Below are 19,744 nucleotides of genomic sequence, written 5' to 3'. Positions count from 1 at the left end.
GTGAGTAGGTTGGTTTTTTCTTTTTGTGAACTGGACATTACCTATGACTGCGATGGCCAAACAAGTTGAAGACTTTCTCAACACTTCAGCACCTTTTGACATACTGGATAAAGAGCAAAAGCTTGAGCTAATAAAACAAACCGAATTGATTTACCTGACAGCGGATAATGTGGGCGACCTGCAAAAGGGAAAAGCGTCACTTTTTCTTATTCAAAATGGACAGTTTTCCGTCCAAGATTCAGATGCCCCTTTACGCCATTTAAGTGAGGGGGACTATTTCGGCTACACCAATATAATGGAAAAACGTAATTTTTCATTAAGCATCAGTGTAGACAGTCCAGGTCTGGTTTACTGTTTTGAAGCGTCTGCTGTTACTCCGTTATTTGAACTGCCAGCAATTCGAAATTTTTTTGATGGGCTGCGCAATAATGCCCTTCAAAACCATGCTATTTCCCATAGCAACTCCATGTGGCTTTATAAAGGGCTTGAGGATGTTATTAATAAGTCTCCCGTGTCGGTGGATGTAGAAACCTCAATAACAGTGGCGGCGCAGATCATGACGAATCAAAAGGTATCGTCATTACTGGTTACACGAGAAGATAAGCTTATTGGCATTATCACCGACCGAGACTTACGTTCAAGAGTGGTTGCCGCCTCTCTCGATATTCATCTTCCAGTCAGCCATATAATGACGCCTAATCCTGCGCAGATAATGGGAAATAGAACGCTATTTGATGCCTTGGCGCTTATGACCGAAAGGAACATTCATCACCTCCCCGTTATCGACCAGCAAACCCTTGTGCCATTGGGTATGGTGACAGCCAGCGATATTATTCGTCATCAGCGTGGTAATGTTCTTTTTATTATTGGAGAGCTAAGCAAAGCGGAGAACCTTTACGAATTAACACGGCTATCCTGGCAGTTACCGCATTATTTCTCTGCTCATGCGAAAAAAGCAGGGGACTATGACATTGCTGGCAAAATTTTATCTCAAGCTACCGATATTATGACAAGAAAGCTTATTGGCTTTTTCCAACAGGCTAACGGGAAAGCCCCCATGATGTTTGCGTGGCTTGTTTATGGATCACAGGCAAGAGAAGACCAGACGATGGGTTCGGATCAAGACAATGGATTGCTTCTTGCTGAGCGCCCAAGCGAAACGCAAGCAGAATATTTCGCAAAAATGGCTGATTATGTGTGTAACGGTTTGGCCAAATGCGGCATTAAACTGTGCGATGGTAATATCATGGCGAGCAATCCTAAGCTTAGACTCTCGCTTGAAGAAGCCATTGAAGAAGCTAAGCGATGGGTAAAAGCACCAACTAAAGATGCGATTATGCACTTTAATATTTTTCTCGATGTTCGCTGCGCAGCCGGGGATATAAGTTTATTTAAGCAGTTGCAGCGTCAAAGGGCCCCCTTGATGAAGCAAAATATGTTCTTAGCAGCGCTTACGAGAAATAGTAACGAAATATCGGTTCCGCTTTCCATGTTTCAAAAGTTCATTTATGAAAAAGGCCGTAAAGAGAAGGACGTGATCGACCTTAAAACCCGAGCCGTGGCCTTAATCAACAATATCGCCCGCATATACGCGCTAGCTGATGGCGTTACGTTGCCTAATACACTTGCCCGGCTAGACGCGCTATCGGAAAGTTCACAGCTCTCAAAAAGAGATGCGACTAACCTACGTGATATTTGGCTGTTCTTAAATCGTTTGCGTTGGCGTCATCAGTTGGAAAATAAAGTAACGGACAACCGTGTGTCGGTTTCAAGTTTATCATCGATAGAAAAGCATCAGCTAAAAGCCGCATTCAAGGCTATAGAGCGAACCAATCAAGCAATGGTTATGAAGTTCTCTGGCGGCGTAAGTTAACCCCATGATAACGCGAATAATCGAAGCCTGTGCATCGGTACTGTTTGGGAATCGTCAATTCAGAAAGTCGTTACGTGATAAAACGTTGGGCGACACCCCTTTGGCGTCTGTTGATTTAGAACTCACATCGTTAGACCCTGTGACAACTCAAATTACATCGATTGGTTATGTAAGTGGTTCAGCTGGAAAAATTACGCTTTCCTCCAGTGGCTATCACGTTATTAATACGTCAGCGGACTTAGGACAAAGCCCTGTAATACACGGATTGACCTTAGATATTTTGCAACAAGGCGAAGGCTTAGCAGACGCCATCAATTCATTGCTACCACTACTGAAGACACATGTTCTAATTTTTCACAATGCGCGATTAGATTTGATGGCGCTTGATAGTGCCTTCAAACGGTGTGGATTACCGCAGTTGGAAGTGCTCTATATTGATACGCTTCAGCTCGCACTTTATCAGTTAAACAAACAACATCAGGTGCTACCGAGTAATAGTGCAACGCTAACGGTTTGTAGGCAACGGTTAGACTTACCCGCGTTTCCTGAACACAACGCACTAGATGACGCGCTAGCGACAATGCAGTTGTTTTACGCCCAGCTAAATGAATTGGGAATTACTTTGGAGAATTCACTCGAGTCTTTGGCTCATACGAATGCTGTTGGCCGTTTTAGGCTTGGAGTACTGCACTAGCGTCGAAGACAAGGCAATTCTAGCTATAGCGCTTAGGCCTTGAGTTTTGTGGGATGACTCGGTGCTTTTATTTTGCCAGCGCTTACTGCTGTCGGCGCCACGAGTTGATTCCGTCCAGAGGTTTTAGCCACATACAGATTTTTGTCTGCTTCTAACATGACGTAGTCTATAGTTTTATTGTCATCAGCATGCTTGACGGCTAAGCCTGCACTTAGCGTAACGCGTTCATACTCAGAAGCTGCATGAGGAATATTCAGGTCATAAACCGTTCGCAATAAGCGCTCAGTGACGGCCTTCGCGCCGTCTACATCGGTGTTAGGCAGAATAACCAAAAACTCTTCACCGCCAATTCTCACTAATTTGTCCATAGGTCGAAGTAGGGCGTCGTTAATCGTTTTACTGACCTTCCACAAACAGCTATCGCCATCTATATGACCATACATATCATTGAATAGTTTAAAGTGATCAACATCAAAAATAACCAAGGAGAGAGGAGTAACGTTACGTAACCCATCTCTCACTAAACGGGGTAAATAGTCGTCTAAATAGTGGCGATTGTAGGCACCTGTTAACTTATCTACATAGATAAGCTTTTCGAGCAAATCGTTTCTAAGCTTGTGATTGATGTGTGATTTTACACGGTTGCGTAGGGTACAAGCGTTTACAGGCTTCACCACAAAGTCAACGCAGCCTGATTCCCAACATCTCGACTCTTCTTCATCACTTGACGAAGAGGTCACGAAAATAATAGGAATGTGAGCACACAACGGCTTTTTTCTTAACAATGCGGTGGTCTGATGCCCGTCTATTTCGGGCATTGAAACATCCATGAGGATTAGGTCAGGCGTATGGTACTTACAATATTCAATTGCTTCTTTACCTGAGCCCACAGAGGCGCAGGCAAATGTGTCTTCAAGTAAAGTTTCCAGAACAAGTCTGCTGCTGGCTTGGTCGTCGACAATCAGTACTTTGCAATCTGCTAAAGTTCGGTCGCCAACTTGTTCAATATACACAAGTACTCCTAAACACAAAGGTGAGTGTTCAGGTTCAAGAGTACGCCTAATTTTAGAAAATGTGGATTAACCAAAAGTTTAATATTTAACCATTTGGTTCAATTTCACTCTTATCTTCTTACTTTATATCGTTCCTAAGAAAACAAATTAAACATTGCAAGACCAAATACGCCGAAGGTACACAGCGTGCCTATCATATAAAAATAGCTTCTTGGGCTTGGATTTTTTTCTGTAGCGATTGCGTAATACAGCCCCATATGAATGATGCGACTTAGCGCGTAAATCCAAACAAGTGCTGCAAGTATGCTGGTTGATGCGCCAAGAAAAATGCAAAGAAGAGTTGGGAGCGTAAACTGATGAATATTTTCGAGCGAATTGTGAAATGTTCTGTGGCTTCTGAATACGAAACTATCATGACTCAATTCCTCGCTGACTTTCCCTGGAATATAGCGAGACTGTTTTCTGTGAGCGATAGCGGCAACGATGTTTTGCACGAAAACGGTAAAGCTTATAAGCAAAAGGCCCGCAATACTATATGTGTAGACTGTGAACACGTGAACTCCTTTCTTTATTCCTTGAATGGATTCAGACGACTGGTTAGATGACAACGAAGGCCTGTTTAAACATGCGTATGTTAAACATGCCCGTGACCAATTGACTGTTTAACGTTTCTACGCCGAGACTTGTTGAAGAGATCGAAGCACATGCATAAATCGATGAACGAAAGCACTAATTTTTAGTGCTTTCGTTTCCAGCGCTTTTCGTTGCAAGAGGGATTACAGCGCCGCTTTAACATCGTTTGGAAGCAACACAGTATCGATCACGTGAATAACACCGTTACTCGTCATGATGTCGGCTTTGATAACATTTGCGTCGTTTATCATAACCTTATTCATATCAGTTGAGACCATTACCTTGCTTCCTTCGACGGTAGTGGCATCAGATAGCCCAGCTACATCTTTTGCTGTGACTTTACCCGTTACTACGTGATAAGTGAGAATTTTAACAAGGGTTTGCTTATTCTCAGGTTTCAATAGCATTTCAATGGTGCCTGCCGGGAGTGCAGCAAAAGCTTCATCGGTGGGAGCGAAAACAGTGAATGGCCCGTCTCCCTTTAGTGTAGTGACCAAGTCTGCAGACTTAACTGCGGTGACAAGTGTTGAGAACATGTTGTTGCTTGCTGCGGTATCGACAATATCTTTATGGCCATCCTTTGCATGATGGCCAGCAACCGCTGAGGCACTCAATACAACTAAGAAGAACGCACTAATTAACTTTTTCATACTCTTTCCTTTTATCTATTAAATTACGTTAAGTGAAATTCAACATCCTTTGTTTCGCCAACTACTGACCTACGCCACTGAAAGCTACTGAATTGAGAATTGTTACGGCATTTCAGGGAAATTTGATGATTAACTTTGTGTAATGCCAAGTCGCAATGTTTGAGTGCCTAAGTAAGCGAGTAAAATTATGCGTTGAACGAGCTTTAAAGTGAATTGTAAATAAAATGTAAATTCAAGGCGCGCTGCTATACTTAATCTATCGAGTAAATAAGAAAGGTGCCTATTATGAATGCTCGACTCGCTGTTCCTTTGTTATGCATAGTGCTTGCCGCTTGCCAATCTACTGATAATCGGCATGTAAAAGCTGCGCCCACTTTGTTAAATGACAGTCTCTTTCCTTCCTATACGTTATTTCCCGTAGAGTCTTCAGATGAAATTTTTTACTTAGACGAAGACGCACAGTTTTTTGCCGAAAGGGCAGTTTACGAAAAAAGTATCCTGCAAAAGAATGTAAAAGGGTTAGTAAAAGCAATTTTCGATCATTCTGATCATGGGATGCTTTATCGTAACAGTGCAAATACAACGGCAAATACAACATTTAATAACCGAGCCGCGAACTGCCTGTCTCTTTCTATTATGACGTACGCTTTGGCAGAACACGTTGGACTCAATGCAACATTTTACGAGGTGGAAATTCCGGAATACTGGACACGACGAGAAGGGTATAGCTTACTGAATGGGCACATTAACCTTCGACTCTCATTGCCAAATGAAAGTCCTGTTGCAGCTGTGGGAGGAACGTGGGCAGACGTTGATTTTGATCCACAAATGCTGCGAAATTACTTCCCAAGAAATGCCGTTTCCAAAAACAAAGTAATAGCAATGTATTACAACAACAAAGGAGCGGATGCCTTAGTGGCGAACAGCTACACTCGGGCCTACAGCTATTTTCGTGCAGCAGCAAAAGTCGCTCCCGAACTTCAGCAGAGCTGGGTGAACTTAGGTGTGCTTTATAGGATGGTGGATGAATATGAGCAGGCTGAAATGACATACAAACACGCACTATCGTTAAATGAAGAAAACTTAACCGCATGGGAAAATTTATCCATTCTTTACACTTATCAAGATAGAGATGACGAGGCTTTAAAAATAACCCAAATGGTAGAAGCTAAGCGGAAGCATAATCCATATTACCATTACATTTTAGGAGAACAGGCGCTTGAGGCAGGTGATATTGCATTGGCAATAGTTCATTACGAAAGAGGACTAAGACTTGATAACGCGCGCCATGAGATTCTATTTGGGATGGCAAAGGCCTATCACGAGTTAGGTGATGTAAGTGAAGCTCAACGTTATCTAGAGCGAGCGGTCAGGTATTCGCCCAATGAGCAAGAAAAGCAACGCTATTCGTCAAAACTGGCAACGTTAGCAAGCAGTTAAAAAAAAGCCGCAGACTAGCTGCGGCAAAAGAATAACACTACAAAAGGAACTTAATTTATATAACGCCCAGCTCACGAAGGCGCTCTTGCAGGTATGACCCTGCGGTATGACGTTCTGAAAGAACAACATCTGGTCTAGGGTGTAAGAACAGCGGCAATGAAATACGAGATTTCGTCATGTCAGCACCATCTGGGTTTACAACCCTATGCGTAGTTGATGGGAAGTATCCGCCAGATGCTTCTTGAAGCATGTCGCCAATATTCACAATCAAGTTGCCGAAATCACACGGAACTTCAATCCAACTACCGTCTTTAGCTTGTACTTGCAATCCAGGCTCGTTGGCTGCAGGCAAGATAGTAATCAAATTAATATCTTCGTGAGCAGCTGCGCGAATTGCGTCTACTTCTTCATCACCTTTTAGTGGTGGGTAGTGCAGTATACGTAGCAAGGTTTGATCAGAATCTTTGATCATGTCACCCAGCGGTTGACTGTACTTATCGCTCACCTCTGAAGGAGAATGTTTTTCTATCCAACCCAATAGCTCTTTCGCTAGTGTGTTTGCTTCCCCATAGTACTGGGAAATCTGCGGGTGTAGCGCTTCTGGACACTGACCCCACGGATAGAAGTGGTAATACTCTTTAATATCTTTTTTCGTAAAGCCTTTGGCTACCTCAGATACGCTCTGAGGGAAAAATCCGTCTTGTTTACCCTTGTTGTACAGGTAATCGTTCTTCTCTTCACTGTCGAAGAAGCCCTGCCAATTGTCGTAAATACCTTGAACTAATGACTGTTGGATAGGGTGATTTTTTAAAACACCGAACCCTGTCTCGCGAAGTGACTTCACGAATTCTTCTTGTGCGTTTTCCGCTTGGTAATCAACAGCAACTAATTGCATAACTTTATCCCGTATATTTTGACTGCGGCATTATAAAGGTAGACGGGCTACAGAAAAAAGTCGCAGAAATTGACATAAATCAACCCCGCGAGGAATTTGCGCGTAATTTACAGAAACCTGACCAGTTAGTCTAGTAAAATCTTGACCAACTGGTCCAAATTAATGAAATTTAACCAAGAGAGAGGTAAAAGCCCGCTAGCGCGGCACTCATTAAGTTAGATAACGTTGCAGCAATAACAGCTTTTAACCCCAGTCTCGCAATTTCTTTTCTGCGTGTTGGTGCCATGGCACCAATTCCACCCATCAAAATAGCGATAGAAGAGAAGTTTGCAAAACCACAAAGTGCAAAGGTGATAATGGCCTGAGATGCTTCAGATAGCTGTGATTGGTTCTCTAGGAAGTTTAGGTAGGCAACAAATTCGTTAACTACCATTTTCTGACCAATAAAGCTGCCTGCAAGTTGCGCTTCCTCCCATGGTACGCCGATTGCCCATGCAAGAGGTTGAAGCACATAACCCAGGATCCCTTCAAACGTCACGTTTTCATAGCCAAATAATCCTGCTGTCCAGCCAATAAGGCCGTTAAACATGGCAATAAGTGCTATGAAAGCGAGTAGCATTGCACCTACGTTTAACGCAAGTTGCATGCCTGATGCAGCGCCACTGGCGGCTGCATCAAATACATTGGCGTAGCCGGTATCTTCCGCATCTACGTCATGTAAATCTTCATTTGGCTTACTGGTTTCTGGCAACATGATTTTTGCCATAAGTAAGCCACCTGGCGCAGCCATAAAGCTAGCTGCTAGCAAATACTTAAGATCTACCCCCATGCCAGCGTAGCCCGCCATTACTGAACCAGCAATTGACGCCAAACCACCCACCATAATGGCAAATAGCTCAGAGCTCGTCATGTGTGGAATAAAAGGGCGAACCACAAGAGGCGCTTCTGTTTGGCCCACAAAAATGTTGGCAGCAGAAGACATGGATTCAGGTCGGCTAGTTCCCAGCGCTTTCTGTAAAAAGCCACCGATAACCTTGATGATCAAACCCATTACTTTGAGGTGATAAAGAACGGCAATAAGCGCCGAGAAAAACACGATAACTGGAAGCACGTTAAAGGCAAAAATAAACGCGATCGACTTGTCACCAATAGGACCGAACAAGAAATTAATGCCTTCTTGGCTATAAGCAATGATGTTGGCGACAAAACGCGTTGCGCTCAACAATACTTCTTTACCAGGTTCAGAATACAGGACAAACGCGCCAACGGATGCTTGAATAGCAAATGCGCCACCAACGGTGCGCCAATTTATATTGCGTTTCGCCGATGATAACGCGAAGGCAATACCCAGAAGGACTGCAATGCCCAGTAAACTCACCATAGTAATGTTCCCTTAAAGAAGCGCTTGCTGAATGTGTGATTTGATCACATCTAATGCAATTTGGTTTTTGCCACCTTGCGTCACTACTACGTCGGCAGTGAAGCGGCTAGGTTCGATAAATTGATGATACATAGGCTTAACAGTTTCTTCGTACTGTTTTGCCACAGATTCAATACTACGACCGCGTTCTTTTAGGTCGCGCATCATTCTGCGCATCAAACAAATATCAAGAGGAGTGTCGATGAAAATTTTCACGTCGTACAAGGGTAACAAGTCTGTTCGAGCAAGCAACATAATGCCTTCAAGAATGATGACTGGGGCGGGGTTTAGGCGCTCCGTTTCCGGTAAACGAGTGTGCGTTTTATAGCAGTAGTGCGGGTAGTCGATGGGTTGACCGTCACGCAATGCTTGCAAGTGTGCTTTTAATAACTCATGTTCAAACGCATTGGGATGATCGTAGTTATTCTTCTCACGCTGCTCCATGGGAAGATGATCTTGTGCGCGGTAATAGTGATCTTCACGCAGCACTTGAACAGGGCGGCCTTGAGCACTGAAGCCGTTAAACAAATTTTTTGTAAAAAGAGACTTCCCAGAGCCGGAAGCTCCAGAAATGGCAATAATTAGTGGCGATTGCATAGTACTATAAAGCTGATTTTGTTGGTGCAAAGATACGCGTTTAGGCCTCGCGAATCAATGTTATATTCACAAGTTATTACTTTTGGGCGCGGTCTTTGCTAGAACTTTATTGTGTTTTCAAGGTATTGCGGGCTTTTTTTTAAACTCGCCTCAAATACAAAAAAGTTCTCCAATTGGTCAGTTTTTAATTAATTACCAATAATTTCGATATCCTCTTCTTTTATCGGTGGCAATGCGTAAGAGTGTTGCTTTGAACGCGAACCTTCTCCCTGAGCACGAGGCGGATAATAGTTCTCTTTTTCTTCGTTGTAAGACGAAAACACTTCATCAAGGGCGGCTCTTATTTCACTTAGGGTTTTGTCCAAGTTCGCATTGAAATCAGGGCGTTTGCGCTTAGTATGCCCAAGCTCAATAAGCCGTCCAAAACTTCTGTTCGCTAGCGTAAGTAATTCAGAAGGTACATCCTTATGCGGAGGAAGAGGGGTGTGTGGGTACTCTATACAATATTTGACTAAAGCAGTGTAAAAGCATAACGGCTTGTTTTGGAGCGTAACCACTTTATCGTCTATACCATTAGAAATGGTCTTGTCTTTTAAATTAATTACAAGCTTAGGTGCAGGGGGGATGACTTCTTCAAGCGCTTTGCGAGCCTTTCTTGTTCTATTTGAAATAAAGAATAGCGGCGCTACAAAGAGTGACGCAATTAAAGCAATCCAACTGAACGTTAAGGCGCTTGAAGGAAGTTTATGACGAAGTTCGACGATAATGTCTTGTTCAGCATTAACGAAACGCGAAGACAGTTTACCGGGGTATGGGCTGAAGTCTTCAGAATTCGTTTCTATACCTTGAATACCCTTTACCAGAACTGGATAGTCTTCTTCTTTGAGGCTGCTGTTCAATCTACTCAGATATCGGTGAATCGCGAATTGATTGACTGGCGTGTTAAGTGTTTTATTACCCACATCTAAAAAGGCGCTATCTAAACTAATTCTTCGCTGAACATTATCAAGCGCTTGATGAACAGAAGATTGGTATGAGAAATATTGTGCGGTTATCGCCACACATTGTAGTGCTACTATTAAAGCTAAAACGTTAATAGCAATTAGGGGCTTGGACTTGAAATAAACCTTTTTATTACCCATTAGTTACACCCCTCTTCCAATGTAATAGTTTTGTAATAGGGTCTGGGGTGAGACATCGCTATATCGTGAACGACTGACTGCATTGCACAAAACAAGTCGGTATTCTGCGTTTGCATTTTCAAAAACCATTGCATTCCGCTTACGCTCTCTAAAAGCGGCGTGGCGTAGTTTCGTGAAAACCTTTCTTTATCTTCTTCAGCCCAGTAAGAAGAAATAATGTCCACATCACCGGCAAGCAGCGCGCGTCTTAGTTCTTGATGCGAGCTAAAATATACAATATCGACATTATTGTCGCTCAGCCCTAAGTCTTGCATCACAGTCTTCGGTACAATATGGCCTGAGCGACTGCTAGGATAGTCCAATAAGCCAATGCGCTTTCCTAAAAGGTACTCTTTTGAAAGTTCGGGTCTTTCTCGTAAAGCAATGAAAAATGCAGAATAGTTAGGATGCGACGCGATCTTAGTTAAGCCGTAAATCTGATCTGCTCCGAAAGCATCAACTACGTTGCTCTTGACCAACGCCAAATCGACAACGCCGTGATTGATATAACGAAACGTGTCGTAATCGCTTTGTCCGATGATTATTTTTACTTCGCCGAATTGACGCTTAATAATTTGGTCGCTGCACAGTTTCTCCTTTGCCATCTCAGCTATTCTGCCGTCGGTTACATAAACAGAAAAAACATCGAAATTTCCCACAAGGTCTGTCTTGCAGCTCATATTTTGACCGGTTTGAGGGGCGATATCAGTGTATGTGACTGAGTGTTGGAAATAGTTCACCGCACCGCAGGTGACTGCAGCGATAATAAAAATTATCCATTTCCCGGAGGCAACAATTCTGAAATTCGTCAAAAAAACGACCAAATGAATTAACGATTTATAGTGTGATTTCATCAGTTAAGGTTATTTATTGCAATAGGTAAGTTTATTTTAAAGAGTTATATATTTGATTTTTAAATTATTTTTATGGGTAAACCTGATTTTTATTAAACGCTGTTTATTAGTCGCATATCTGTCAAGAATAGGTTCAGCTAATCGTTATGGATAGACAATAATAATAACAAGTAAATTAACTTGACCATGTGGTCAAGAAATAATTTTCAAACTCAGTAGCCTCGGGCGATTGCTGTTAAATAAAAATGTAAAACTGTAATAAAACTGACACGAATGTTTACGACAATTTGTCATGTTCGGGTTTAAGCACGGTCAAGATGTGCTATTTTTGCACTACACTAGACCGTGTAAAAAAAGAATTTTAAACAAAAAGGGAAACACACACATGAGCTCATCAGCTAAATTCAGCCGCATTGCGGCTGCGGTTGCGCTGTCAATCGGTTTGTCGACCACTGCAATGGCGCAAGAAACGTCATCTGGTGTTCGCGGAACTATCGTGAACGAAAGCGGTGCCATCGTCGAGGGTGCGGTTATCACTGTCACAGATACTCGTACTGGTCAATCTCGTACCTACAACTCTGAGAGTAACGGTGCGTTCAGTGCACGTGGTCTACGCGTTGGTGGACCTTACACTATCAGCGTTACTGACAGTGAAGGCACACGTACGGTTAAAGATATCTTTCTGACCCTAGGTGAGACATCAAACATTGAAATTTCACTTCAACCAGCAGATGTAGAACGCATTGTTGTTAGCGGTTACGCATCTGGTGTTATGACTGAAGCAACAGGCCCAGGCGCTTCTTTTGGCTTTGAACAACTTCAGTCTCAGCCAAACGTTGATCGTGATATCAAAGATGTAATCGCCATTGACCCTCGTATATCAATCGACCCTACGAATTCTGGCGCAATTGGTTGTGCAGGTGTGAACAACAGATTCAACAGTCTGACTGTAGATGGCGTAAAGCAGAATGATAACTTTGGTTTAAATGCAAACGGATACCCGACTGAGCGTCTTCCTTTCCCATTTGATGCAATTGATCAAGTTGCAGTAGAACTAGCACCATTCGATGTTCTTTATGGCGGTTTCACTGGCTGTACTATCAATGCGGTTACGCGTTCTGGTACCAATGAAGTTCACGGTAGCGTATTCTTCGACTACACTAACGACTCTCTTCAGGGCGACGAAGTAGACAGCAACGAATTCGTTGTTCCAGCTTTTAACGAACGACGCTACGGTGGTACTGTAGGGTTCCCTATTATCAAAGATAAGTTGTTCTTCTTCGGTGCTTTTGAAAAACATGAGCCAGTAGACGTTATCGAGTTTGGACCTGAAGGAGCTCCAGTACTAAATGAAATTGAAGGCCTAACGTCTGAAATTTTAGGCAGAGTATCAAGCATTGCTAGCGATGTTTATGGTTATCAAGTTGGTGACGTTTTAAGTGCTCTTGATCTTGAAGAAGAGAAAGTGCTTGCGAAAATTGACTGGGAAATCAATAACGATCACCGAGCTCAAATTACCTATCAAAACACGAAAGGTTTCACACTTTCTACAACAGGTTTGGGTAACGATAGCTTTGCGTTCTCTGATCGTTATTACCAAAGAAGAAACGAGTTAACGACTTACGGTGTTCAGATTTTCTCTGACTGGAACTCTAAGCTTTCTACTCAGTTCCGTGTAAACCGCGCAGAAGTAGTAAATGGTCAAACGCCAGGCTCTTCACAGCCTGATTTCGGCGACGTTACTATCTTTGACGTAGCGCCAGGTGTTGACGTGAGTCTTGGTGTAGACCGCTTCCGTCAAGCTAACCAGTTGAACTACGATACAGACAACTATGTATTCATCGCTAACTACTTTGAAGGCGACCACGAATTTACAGCTGGTATCGAGTACGAAAATGTTTCTGTATTCAACCTATTTGTTCCAGGTAGCCAGGGTATCTTTGAATTCGACTCTTTAGAAGACTTCGAGAACCAGCAAGCTAGCCGTATTGAATACAACATTCCTCCATCATTGGATGTAAATGACGGTGCTGCTGAGTTTGATTTCCGCACGTTTACTGCCTACTTCCAAGATCGTTGGATGGTAAATGCAGATCTAACCCTAACGTTAGGTCTACGTTATGATAAGTACACTTCTGATAGCGATCCTATTGAGAACAGCCGTTTTGAACAACGCTATGGTTTCTCAAATGCGCAAGGTCCAGATTTTGACTTAATTCAACCTCGTTTAGGTTTCAACTACATCTACGATGATGAAACATTCATTTACGGTGGCGTAGGTCTATTCTCTGGTGGCAACCCTAATGTATGGTTGTCAAACAACTATTCAAACAACGGTGTTTCTATCCGTGGTTCGGAGCTTGAAGGTGATTCTACAGACCCTCGAGTTCTTGCAGCACTTGATGGTACAAATACAGCTAACTTTGGTTTTGAATTACCAGCGCTATCAATTGATCCTGAGTTCTTTGTTGGTGGTGATGGAGCTGTAAATGCGCTAGACCCAGACTTTGAAGTGCCAGCGCTATGGAAATATAACATTGGTATTCAACATGAATTAGACGATGGTCTACTTTTAACCGCTGACGTAATTTACACTCGCGAAAAGAATCCTGCGATGACTATTCCGCTTAATATTCGCACTGTTGGTACGGCACCGGATGGTCGCCCAGTTTATCAAGATTTTGATGCACTAGACGCTGATTGCCAAGCTGATCCATCAAGCTCTAACTGTGGTCGTTCTGGCACTGATTACCTGTTAACAAACAATCCTGATGAAGGTAGTGGTTGGGTTTACACCTTCACTGCTCAGAAAAGGTTTGATAACGGCTTTAATGCAACATTTGGTTACTCTCATCAAGATATTGAACAAGGTAGCCCGATGAACAGCTCTACTGCTAGTTCGAACTACGGTAACCTTTCTGTAACTGATCTTCAGAGCCCTGAAGTTGCTACTAGTAACTATCAAATCGAACACCGCTTTACGCTTAACCTAAGCTATACGCATGAGTTCTTTGACGGTTATGCAACACGCTTCAACCTATTCGCAACTCGTCGTAGTGGTCAAGTGTTTAGCTATACATTTGACGGCGATCCAGGATTTGGTGATGAACGTTTCTTCGAAGATCGTAACCTTCTTTACGTACCTCTAGAAAACGATCCGCTAGTAAATTATGGGCCAAATTTTGACCAAGCTGCATTTGATAGATTCATTGCAGATGCTGGTTTAGAGGGCTCACGTGGCACTATCGTTGACCGAAATGCACAAGACTCAGATTGGGTTTCTCGTGTGGACTTCCGTGTTGCACAAGAAATCCCTGGTTTCATGGATGGTCACTCAGGTGAAATCTTCTTCGCTATTCGTAACCTAGGTAACTTGCTGAACGACCAGTGGGGCGTGCTACGTCAAGTTCCTTTTGAGTATAATGAGCCAGTTGTAGATGCTGAGTTTGCAGACGGTCAATATACTTTCACAAACTTTGATGGACCACGTGGACAGCGCATTGATACTGAAGCTTCTGCATGGTCTGCACGCGTGGGTATTAACTACCGCTTCTAATAGCGATAGATAGTACTTCAGCTACAGTTTGTAGTGTTAGGTGCCACTCTCCTTAACAGGAAGTGGCACTTTTTTATGCCTGCGATTTATCTCAAACATCTGTTACTTACCGCGCATAGCCTTTGCTTATGATCTAAGTCCTTCCACTACACGAATTAACTGACGAGAATATTTTTTAAATGCTCGCAAGGAGGGCTTATGACAAAACGTATGCTAATGGTAATGACGTCTCATGAAATTATGGGTGATACGGGTAAGAAAACAGGCATGTGGTTAGAAGAGTTCGCAGCGCCATATTACGCATTTAAAGACCAAGGCTACACAATTACATTGGCGTCGCCGATGGGAGGGCAAGTGCCTATCGATCCCAATAGTCTGGCTGACGATGCAATGACCGATGACGCTATGCGATATACGAAAGATGAGCTTGCGCGTAGCGCTATAGCGTCGACTATTCCGCTTGAAGATGTGAGAGCTGAAGAGTTTGACGCGGTGTTCTATCCAGGGGGACACGGTCCGTTGTGGGACCTTTCTGACAATGTGCACTCGATAAAACTAATCGAAGACACTATCGCAGCTAATAAACCCGTTGGGGCAGTATGTCACGCGCCAATTGTGCTTAAAGACGTTAAAACGCCTGATGGCAAATACCTGGTAGAGGGAAAATCTGTTACCGGATTTTCAAACAGTGAAGAAGCTGCAATGGAACTTACAGACGTAGTGCCTTATCTGGTTGAAGATGAACTGGTTAAAAAAGGCGGTAAGTATGAGAGCGCCGACAATTTTGCTGTAAAAGTGTGTACCGACGGGTTACTGGTGACGGGACAGAACCCACCGTCATCACGTCCTGCAGCTGATGCGCTAATCAAACTATTAAATTAGCACATTTGAAAAGCTAAATATAACGTGCCCTCATTGAGAGGGCACATTCATTTCAGTGTGCTTTTCTAGCATTGCTAACAAACCCCGTGCTCATAGAAAATCGATGCTGTGTGTTGGTTTATTTAGACGTTTTCGAATAAATCTTCAACGCGTTGTCTTAGTTCTTCAATTCTTGTTACATCCGCTGGCGCGATGAAAATAGTGTCGTCACCTGCAATGGTGCCCAAAACCCCGTCTTTCTTACTCAATGAGTCAAGCAAGCGCGCAATAAGCTGCGCAGCACCAGGGCTGGTTCTAATGATTACCATTACGTTGTTGTGAACGATATCCAGTACCAGCTGTTTAAGAGGGCTTTTAGCCGTAGGCATACCTAGCTCTGGAGGCAAGCAATACACCATATCACCTCGGGCGTTTCGCGTGCGTACCGCGCCGAATTTGCTTAGCATTCTAGAGATTTTAGATTGGCTGATGTTGTCGAAGCCTTGTGCTTTTAATGCATCAACAATTTCGCCCTGTGAACCGTAACTTTCTGCTTTAAGAATTTCTTTAAAAGCTTTGATGAGTAGCTCTTGTTTTGCGTTTGCCATTAGCGCTCTTTTCTTTTTTGAGGGTTATCGTTAGGAATTATATTTAGTATGCGTATATTGTGCCGTACAGGTAGACTTTGCGCAATTTCTTTGCATAATCATTCATGATAATGAATATCGAGATAAAATCGCCATAAATAACGTTAATAAGACGATCCGGTGATTGAGTTTTCCCCCGCGTTGCATTAGTGTGACGTTCCGTTTAAATACGTGAAGTAATCCCATAGGAGAAATGGTATGAAAGTAGCCGTGTTAGGTGCTGCCGGTGGTATTGGTCAGGCGCTGTCTTTGTTGTTGAAAACACAATTGCCAGCAGGTTCAGATTTAGCGCTTTACGACGTAGCGCCAGTTGTTCCTGGTGTTGCCGTTGATTTGAGCCACATCCCCACTGCGGTAAAAGTAACCGGTCACGGTAAAGATGACCTAGCTGATGCACTAACTGGAGCAGACGTTGTTCTAATTCCAGCGGGTATGCCTCGTAAGCCAGGTATGGATCGTTCTGATCTATTCAACATCAACGCCGGCATTGTTAAAAACCTAATCGAAGGTGTAGCTGATAACTGCCCGAACGCGTGTGTTGGTATCATCACTAACCCAGTTAACACTACTGTTGCTATTGCAGCTGAAACGCTTAAAGCAAAAGGCGTTTACGACAAGAACAAGCTTTTCGGTGTAACGACACTAGACGTTATCCGTGCTGAAACGTTTGTTGCTGAACTTAAAGGTGTAGACGTATCTTCTGTGCACGTACCGGTAATCGGTGGACACTCTGGTACAACTATCCTTCCTCTACTTTCACAAGTTGAAGGTGTAGAGTTCACAGACGAAGAAGTTGCTAGCCTAACTACTCGTATCCAAAACGCGGGTACTGAAGTTGTTGAAGCTAAAGCGGGCGGCGGTTCTGCAACCCTATCAATGGGTCAAGCAGCGGCACGCTTCTGTCTATCTCTAGTTGCAGCAATGCAAGGCGAGAACGTGGTTGAGTACACTTATGTACAAACTGACGACAGCGACGACGCAGCATTCTTTGCACATCCAGTTCGCCTAGGCGCAAACGGTGTTGAAGAAATCTTGCCATACGGCGAGCTAAGCGCATTTGAAGAAAAAGCGAAAAACGACATGCTTGAAGGCCTACGTGGCGACATCAAGCTAGGCGTAGACTTCGTAAACGGCTAATTGGTGAGTGTCATTGGCAGGCCTTTGAACGTAGGCACGCCGTGAATACTTCCCTGTAGGCTTCGCCACCGCATCCCTGCGGTGGAGAGCCTACTTATCAAAGCCCCGCCAACTCCGAATATCTCAATAGCCTAATCACTGAAGTTTTTTTAGAAAAGAGCAGTCTGTTACGGCCTTACGTATCCAGCCTTTTTTGTTGCGTCTTTGTAGGCTTCGCTACGGTATCCTTGGCACAGGAGAGCCTATTAATTAAAGTACCGCCAATTAAGCATTCCACCCATAGCTAGCAATCAGTCTATTTCCTAATTGACTTACTGTGTCTGTAATGGCTCTATTCGAAACAACTTTATTGGACCCATCGCGACTGGGTAGCCTTTGTGTAACGCGTATGTATAGCCGGAAATCATGTTGTCCGTAAGAACGAATAGGATAATCTTTGAAGCGAAAGTTGTGTGGGAAGCTTCAATTTCGATGACTCGAGCATCTATGCTTACATCGTCAGCAGTAAATGGTGATCGGACTTCCCTAAATGCGTCTTCCCCTTTTCTATAAACGCGCAGTGAGCCTTGTTCGCTTTCGTACAATTCGAGTAATGCTAATTCGGGTCTATCTAAATACTGCATAACACCAATCCAAGTGCCAAAAGGATGATTAGCGATATGCTGCTTTGCATTAGATAGTATCTGCTTGCGGTTTTCTAAAAACTTTCTCGGCGTTGACTTTGCTTCCTGTTTAACCATTTGATAAGTCTGAGAAATATAACTTTCTTTGTCCTTATAGCTCGACTCTAATACGTTAAAAGCGTTATCTAAGTGAGGCGAAAGGGTAAGTGTACGTGTAACATCACCTTCGATCGTTGTTTTAATTGTGCACCGGTTTTCTATGCAAGTGATGTCGTCATTGGTGAACGGTGTGCGACGCATTTTTTTGAAGCCTCCTGGAATGGCGATTTCAAAAAAGCTGTGTTCGCCACTCTCTTGTATTTGAAGCAACCTAAATGTCGTTTCATCTTGACTTATGCCTTCCCACAAACCCGGGGGTAATTCCATTGTGCTAGCGAAAGAGAGCCTATTAAACGAAAGCAAAGTAGAAAAGGTTAGTAGTAAAAATGTTCGCACTTTTTATTCCTTTAAAATGTATGGGGTACAAATTTTGTTACTAACTATATGCGTATTTTGTTGAGTCACAAATACTTTCGTTATTTACTAGTGGCTTGAAGCTCTTTTTTTGAATTAGACAAGGATGTGTTATGACTTTCTTTAAATGCGCTAGTTTACTTTCCATCACATTTTTTAGTTTATGCATTAACGCCAATACTGTTGCTGCTACAAGCAATACAGCGCCATTGGCAGACACTGCGTTTGCTCAGTTGCCTAAAGCATTAACGCTCAAAGGCGATGCGCTTCCCTTTACCGATTACAAGGCATGGTTAGCGCATGCGCAAAGCAATAACCAAAAAGTCGTGTATGTGGATAGATGGCAAAAAGCGGTAAACCCTAAAAAATTCAATGCGCTTATGAAGACAACAAGTGCGCAATGGATTGAGTACGAATCGGATGGTTTAAAGATTTCAGGTGTTATGGTGTCACCAAAGCATGTTGGCGACAAAAAACTACCAGTGATCATTTATAATCGCGGTGGTAATCATAAGCATAATGTAACGCGCATAGCGGTGGTTGAGCGTTTAATGCCGCTCGCCGAACAGGGTTATATTGTTTTGGCGAGTAATTATCGCGGTGCTAAATTCAGCCAAGGGAAAGATGAATTTGGCGGCGACGATGTAAACGACGTTTTGCGACTGATTGAAATAGCCAAGCAATTACCTAATGCCGACACCAATAAGATTGCTTTATATGGCGTAAGTCGTGGCGGCATGATGACTTGGCAGGCGCTTCGAAAGAACACAAGTGACATTGCTAGTGCAGTTATTGTAGCAGGCCCGTCTGATTTACATACAACTGTGGCACGCCGTCCAGACATGAAGGCGCTGCTTAATAAACTTGTTCCGAATATGGAGCAAAACCAAACAAAAGCCCTTGATGAACGCTCAGCGGTAAAATGGATTGATGAGCTAAATCCGAATGTACCTATTTTGCTAGTGCACGGAAGTGCAGATGTGCGCGTCGACGTTTCACATTCGCTTAAGGCGGCACAGCATCTAAAAGACAAAAACCACTCGCATAAGCTGGTTGTTTACGAAAACGGCGATCACAGCTTAACGTTCTATCGCGAAGAGGTGGAAAGCGAAATCAATAGTTGGTTAGCGGCGCACTTTCAGTAGCGCAATAAAAAA

General features: G+C 43.2%; 17 protein-coding genes. 7 read left to right on the top strand and 10 right to left on the bottom strand.

All coding sequences use genetic code 11. From position 1 onward, the window contains the following. Positions 1 to 43: 43 nt before the first annotated feature. The gene (locus ACFI6L_RS06740; RefSeq protein ID WP_462573647.1) at positions 44 to 1,873 is read left to right on the top strand and encodes a putative nucleotidyltransferase substrate binding domain-containing protein; all 1,830 of its coding nucleotides are present in this window, start codon (positions 44 to 46) and stop codon (positions 1,871 to 1,873) included. A gap of 4 nt (positions 1,874 to 1,877) precedes the next feature. Beyond that, positions 1,878 to 2,567: a 3'-5' exonuclease gene (locus ACFI6L_RS06735; protein WP_462573646.1), complete on the top strand. Its 690-nt coding sequence runs from the start codon at positions 1,878 to 1,880 to the stop codon at positions 2,565 to 2,567. A 32-nt stretch (positions 2,568 to 2,599) separates the two neighbouring features. On the opposite strand, the gene ACFI6L_RS06730 is transcribed toward ACFI6L_RS06735, so the two are convergent. From ACFI6L_RS06730 to ACFI6L_RS06720, 3 genes are all read right to left on the bottom strand, one after another. Further along, on the bottom strand, positions 2,600 to 3,580 hold the full coding sequence (locus ACFI6L_RS06730; protein ID WP_462573645.1) for a GGDEF domain-containing response regulator: 981 nt from the start codon (positions 3,578 to 3,580) through the stop codon (positions 2,600 to 2,602). A gap of 134 nt (positions 3,581 to 3,714) precedes the next feature. Next, positions 3,715 to 4,134 (bottom strand): MAPEG family protein, encoded by a 420-nt coding sequence (locus tag ACFI6L_RS06725; RefSeq protein ID WP_462573644.1) that lies wholly within the window; start codon positions 4,132 to 4,134, stop codon positions 3,715 to 3,717. Positions 4,135 to 4,356: 222 nt separating this feature from the next. Next, complete coding sequence (locus ACFI6L_RS06720; protein ID WP_462573643.1) at positions 4,357 to 4,863, bottom strand: fasciclin domain-containing protein; 507 nt, start codon at positions 4,861 to 4,863, stop codon at positions 4,357 to 4,359. 285 nt (positions 4,864 to 5,148) lie between these two features. Between ACFI6L_RS06720 and ACFI6L_RS06715 the strand changes: the two genes are divergently transcribed. Next, a complete protein-coding gene (locus tag ACFI6L_RS06715; protein WP_462573642.1) occupies positions 5,149 to 6,303 on the top strand; it encodes a tetratricopeptide repeat protein in 1,155 nt (384 codons plus the stop codon). Between the two features lie 55 nt (positions 6,304 to 6,358). Here ACFI6L_RS06715 and ACFI6L_RS06710 read toward each other — a convergent pair whose 3' ends face one another. From ACFI6L_RS06710 to ACFI6L_RS06690, 5 genes are all read right to left on the bottom strand, one after another. Then, positions 6,359 to 7,198 carry an isopenicillin N synthase family dioxygenase gene (locus ACFI6L_RS06710; protein ID WP_014950810.1) on the bottom strand — a complete coding sequence of 280 codons (840 nt, stop codon included), beginning with the start codon at positions 7,196 to 7,198 and terminating at the stop codon, positions 6,359 to 6,361. 169 nt (positions 7,199 to 7,367) lie between these two features. Continuing rightward, the gene (locus ACFI6L_RS06705; protein WP_014950809.1) at positions 7,368 to 8,579 is read right to left on the bottom strand and encodes a NupC/NupG family nucleoside CNT transporter; all 1,212 of its coding nucleotides are present in this window, start codon (positions 8,577 to 8,579) and stop codon (positions 7,368 to 7,370) included. 12 nt (positions 8,580 to 8,591) lie between these two features. Beyond that, positions 8,592 to 9,215 carry a uridine kinase gene (udk, locus tag ACFI6L_RS06700; RefSeq protein ID WP_014950808.1) on the bottom strand — a complete coding sequence of 208 codons (624 nt, stop codon included), beginning with the start codon at positions 9,213 to 9,215 and terminating at the stop codon, positions 8,592 to 8,594. A 188-nt stretch (positions 9,216 to 9,403) separates the two neighbouring features. After that, a complete protein-coding gene (locus ACFI6L_RS06695) occupies positions 9,404 to 10,357 on the bottom strand; it encodes a hypothetical protein (protein ID WP_462573641.1) in 954 nt (317 codons plus the stop codon). Continuing rightward, on the bottom strand, positions 10,357 to 11,250 hold the full coding sequence (locus ACFI6L_RS06690) for a type 2 periplasmic-binding domain-containing protein (RefSeq protein ID WP_462573640.1): 894 nt from the start codon (positions 11,248 to 11,250) through the stop codon (positions 10,357 to 10,359). Before ACFI6L_RS06690 ends, ACFI6L_RS06695 begins: the two co-directional genes overlap by 1 nt. A gap of 385 nt (positions 11,251 to 11,635) precedes the next feature. On the opposite strand from ACFI6L_RS06690, the gene ACFI6L_RS06685 reads away from it, so the two are divergent. Beyond that, the gene (locus ACFI6L_RS06685) at positions 11,636 to 14,806 is read left to right on the top strand and encodes a TonB-dependent receptor (RefSeq protein WP_462573639.1); all 3,171 of its coding nucleotides are present in this window, start codon (positions 11,636 to 11,638) and stop codon (positions 14,804 to 14,806) included. A gap of 198 nt (positions 14,807 to 15,004) precedes the next feature. After that, complete coding sequence (locus tag ACFI6L_RS06680; RefSeq protein ID WP_462573638.1) at positions 15,005 to 15,688, top strand: type 1 glutamine amidotransferase domain-containing protein; 684 nt, start codon at positions 15,005 to 15,007, stop codon at positions 15,686 to 15,688. A gap of 122 nt (positions 15,689 to 15,810) precedes the next feature. Here the strand turns inward: ACFI6L_RS06680 and argR are convergent, their stop codons facing one another. Beyond that, complete coding sequence (gene argR / locus ACFI6L_RS06675) at positions 15,811 to 16,275, bottom strand: transcriptional regulator ArgR (RefSeq protein WP_014977468.1); 465 nt, start codon at positions 16,273 to 16,275, stop codon at positions 15,811 to 15,813. A 237-nt stretch (positions 16,276 to 16,512) separates the two neighbouring features. Here argR and mdh point away from each other — a divergent pair, with 237 nt between their 5' ends. Then, entirely contained in the window at positions 16,513 to 17,451 is a 939-nt protein-coding gene (mdh, locus tag ACFI6L_RS06670; RefSeq protein ID WP_014950802.1) for a malate dehydrogenase, read from the top strand. A 311-nt stretch (positions 17,452 to 17,762) separates the two neighbouring features. Here mdh and ACFI6L_RS06665 read toward each other — a convergent pair whose 3' ends face one another. Beyond that, positions 17,763 to 18,569, bottom strand: coding sequence for a hypothetical protein (locus tag ACFI6L_RS06665; RefSeq protein ID WP_278344136.1), 807 nt, complete (start codon positions 18,567 to 18,569; stop codon positions 17,763 to 17,765). Between the two features lie 131 nt (positions 18,570 to 18,700). On the opposite strand from ACFI6L_RS06665, the gene ACFI6L_RS06660 reads away from it, so the two are divergent. After that, positions 18,701 to 19,732 carry an alpha/beta hydrolase family protein gene (locus ACFI6L_RS06660; protein ID WP_462573637.1) on the top strand — a complete coding sequence of 344 codons (1,032 nt, stop codon included), beginning with the start codon at positions 18,701 to 18,703 and terminating at the stop codon, positions 19,730 to 19,732. Positions 19,733 to 19,744 lie beyond the last annotated feature (12 nt).

Source organism: Alteromonas sp. G4i35 (genome assembly GCF_054960375.1).
Note: the sequence above shows the minus strand (reverse complement) of the source record. Positions and strands in the feature narration are given on the sequence as shown.

Coding starts and splice junctions, on each gene's coding strand:
- ACFI6L_RS06740 (WP_462573647.1), top strand. CDS start 44: ATGACTGCGATGGCCAAACAAGTTGAAGACTTTCTCAACACTTCAGCA.
- ACFI6L_RS06735 (WP_462573646.1), top strand. CDS start 1,878: ATGATAACGCGAATAATCGAAGCCTGTGCATCGGTACTGTTTGGGAAT.
- ACFI6L_RS06720 (WP_462573643.1), bottom strand. CDS start 4,863: ATGAAAAAGTTAATTAGTGCGTTCTTCTTAGTTGTATTGAGTGCCTCA.
- ACFI6L_RS06715 (WP_462573642.1), top strand. CDS start 5,149: ATGAATGCTCGACTCGCTGTTCCTTTGTTATGCATAGTGCTTGCCGCT.
- ACFI6L_RS06710 (WP_014950810.1), bottom strand. CDS start 7,198: ATGCAATTAGTTGCTGTTGATTACCAAGCGGAAAACGCACAAGAAGAA.
- ACFI6L_RS06705 (WP_014950809.1), bottom strand. CDS start 8,579: ATGGTGAGTTTACTGGGCATTGCAGTCCTTCTGGGTATTGCCTTCGCG.
- udk (WP_014950808.1), bottom strand. CDS start 9,215: ATGCAATCGCCACTAATTATTGCCATTTCTGGAGCTTCCGGCTCTGGG.
- ACFI6L_RS06695 (WP_462573641.1), bottom strand. CDS start 10,357: ATGGGTAATAAAAAGGTTTATTTCAAGTCCAAGCCCCTAATTGCTATT.
- ACFI6L_RS06690 (WP_462573640.1), bottom strand. CDS start 11,250: ATGAAATCACACTATAAATCGTTAATTCATTTGGTCGTTTTTTTGACG.
- ACFI6L_RS06685 (WP_462573639.1), top strand. CDS start 11,636: ATGAGCTCATCAGCTAAATTCAGCCGCATTGCGGCTGCGGTTGCGCTG.
- ACFI6L_RS06680 (WP_462573638.1), top strand. CDS start 15,005: ATGACAAAACGTATGCTAATGGTAATGACGTCTCATGAAATTATGGGT.
- argR (WP_014977468.1), bottom strand. CDS start 16,275: ATGGCAAACGCAAAACAAGAGCTACTCATCAAAGCTTTTAAAGAAATT.
- mdh (WP_014950802.1), top strand. CDS start 16,513: ATGAAAGTAGCCGTGTTAGGTGCTGCCGGTGGTATTGGTCAGGCGCTG.
- ACFI6L_RS06660 (WP_462573637.1), top strand. CDS start 18,701: ATGACTTTCTTTAAATGCGCTAGTTTACTTTCCATCACATTTTTTAGT.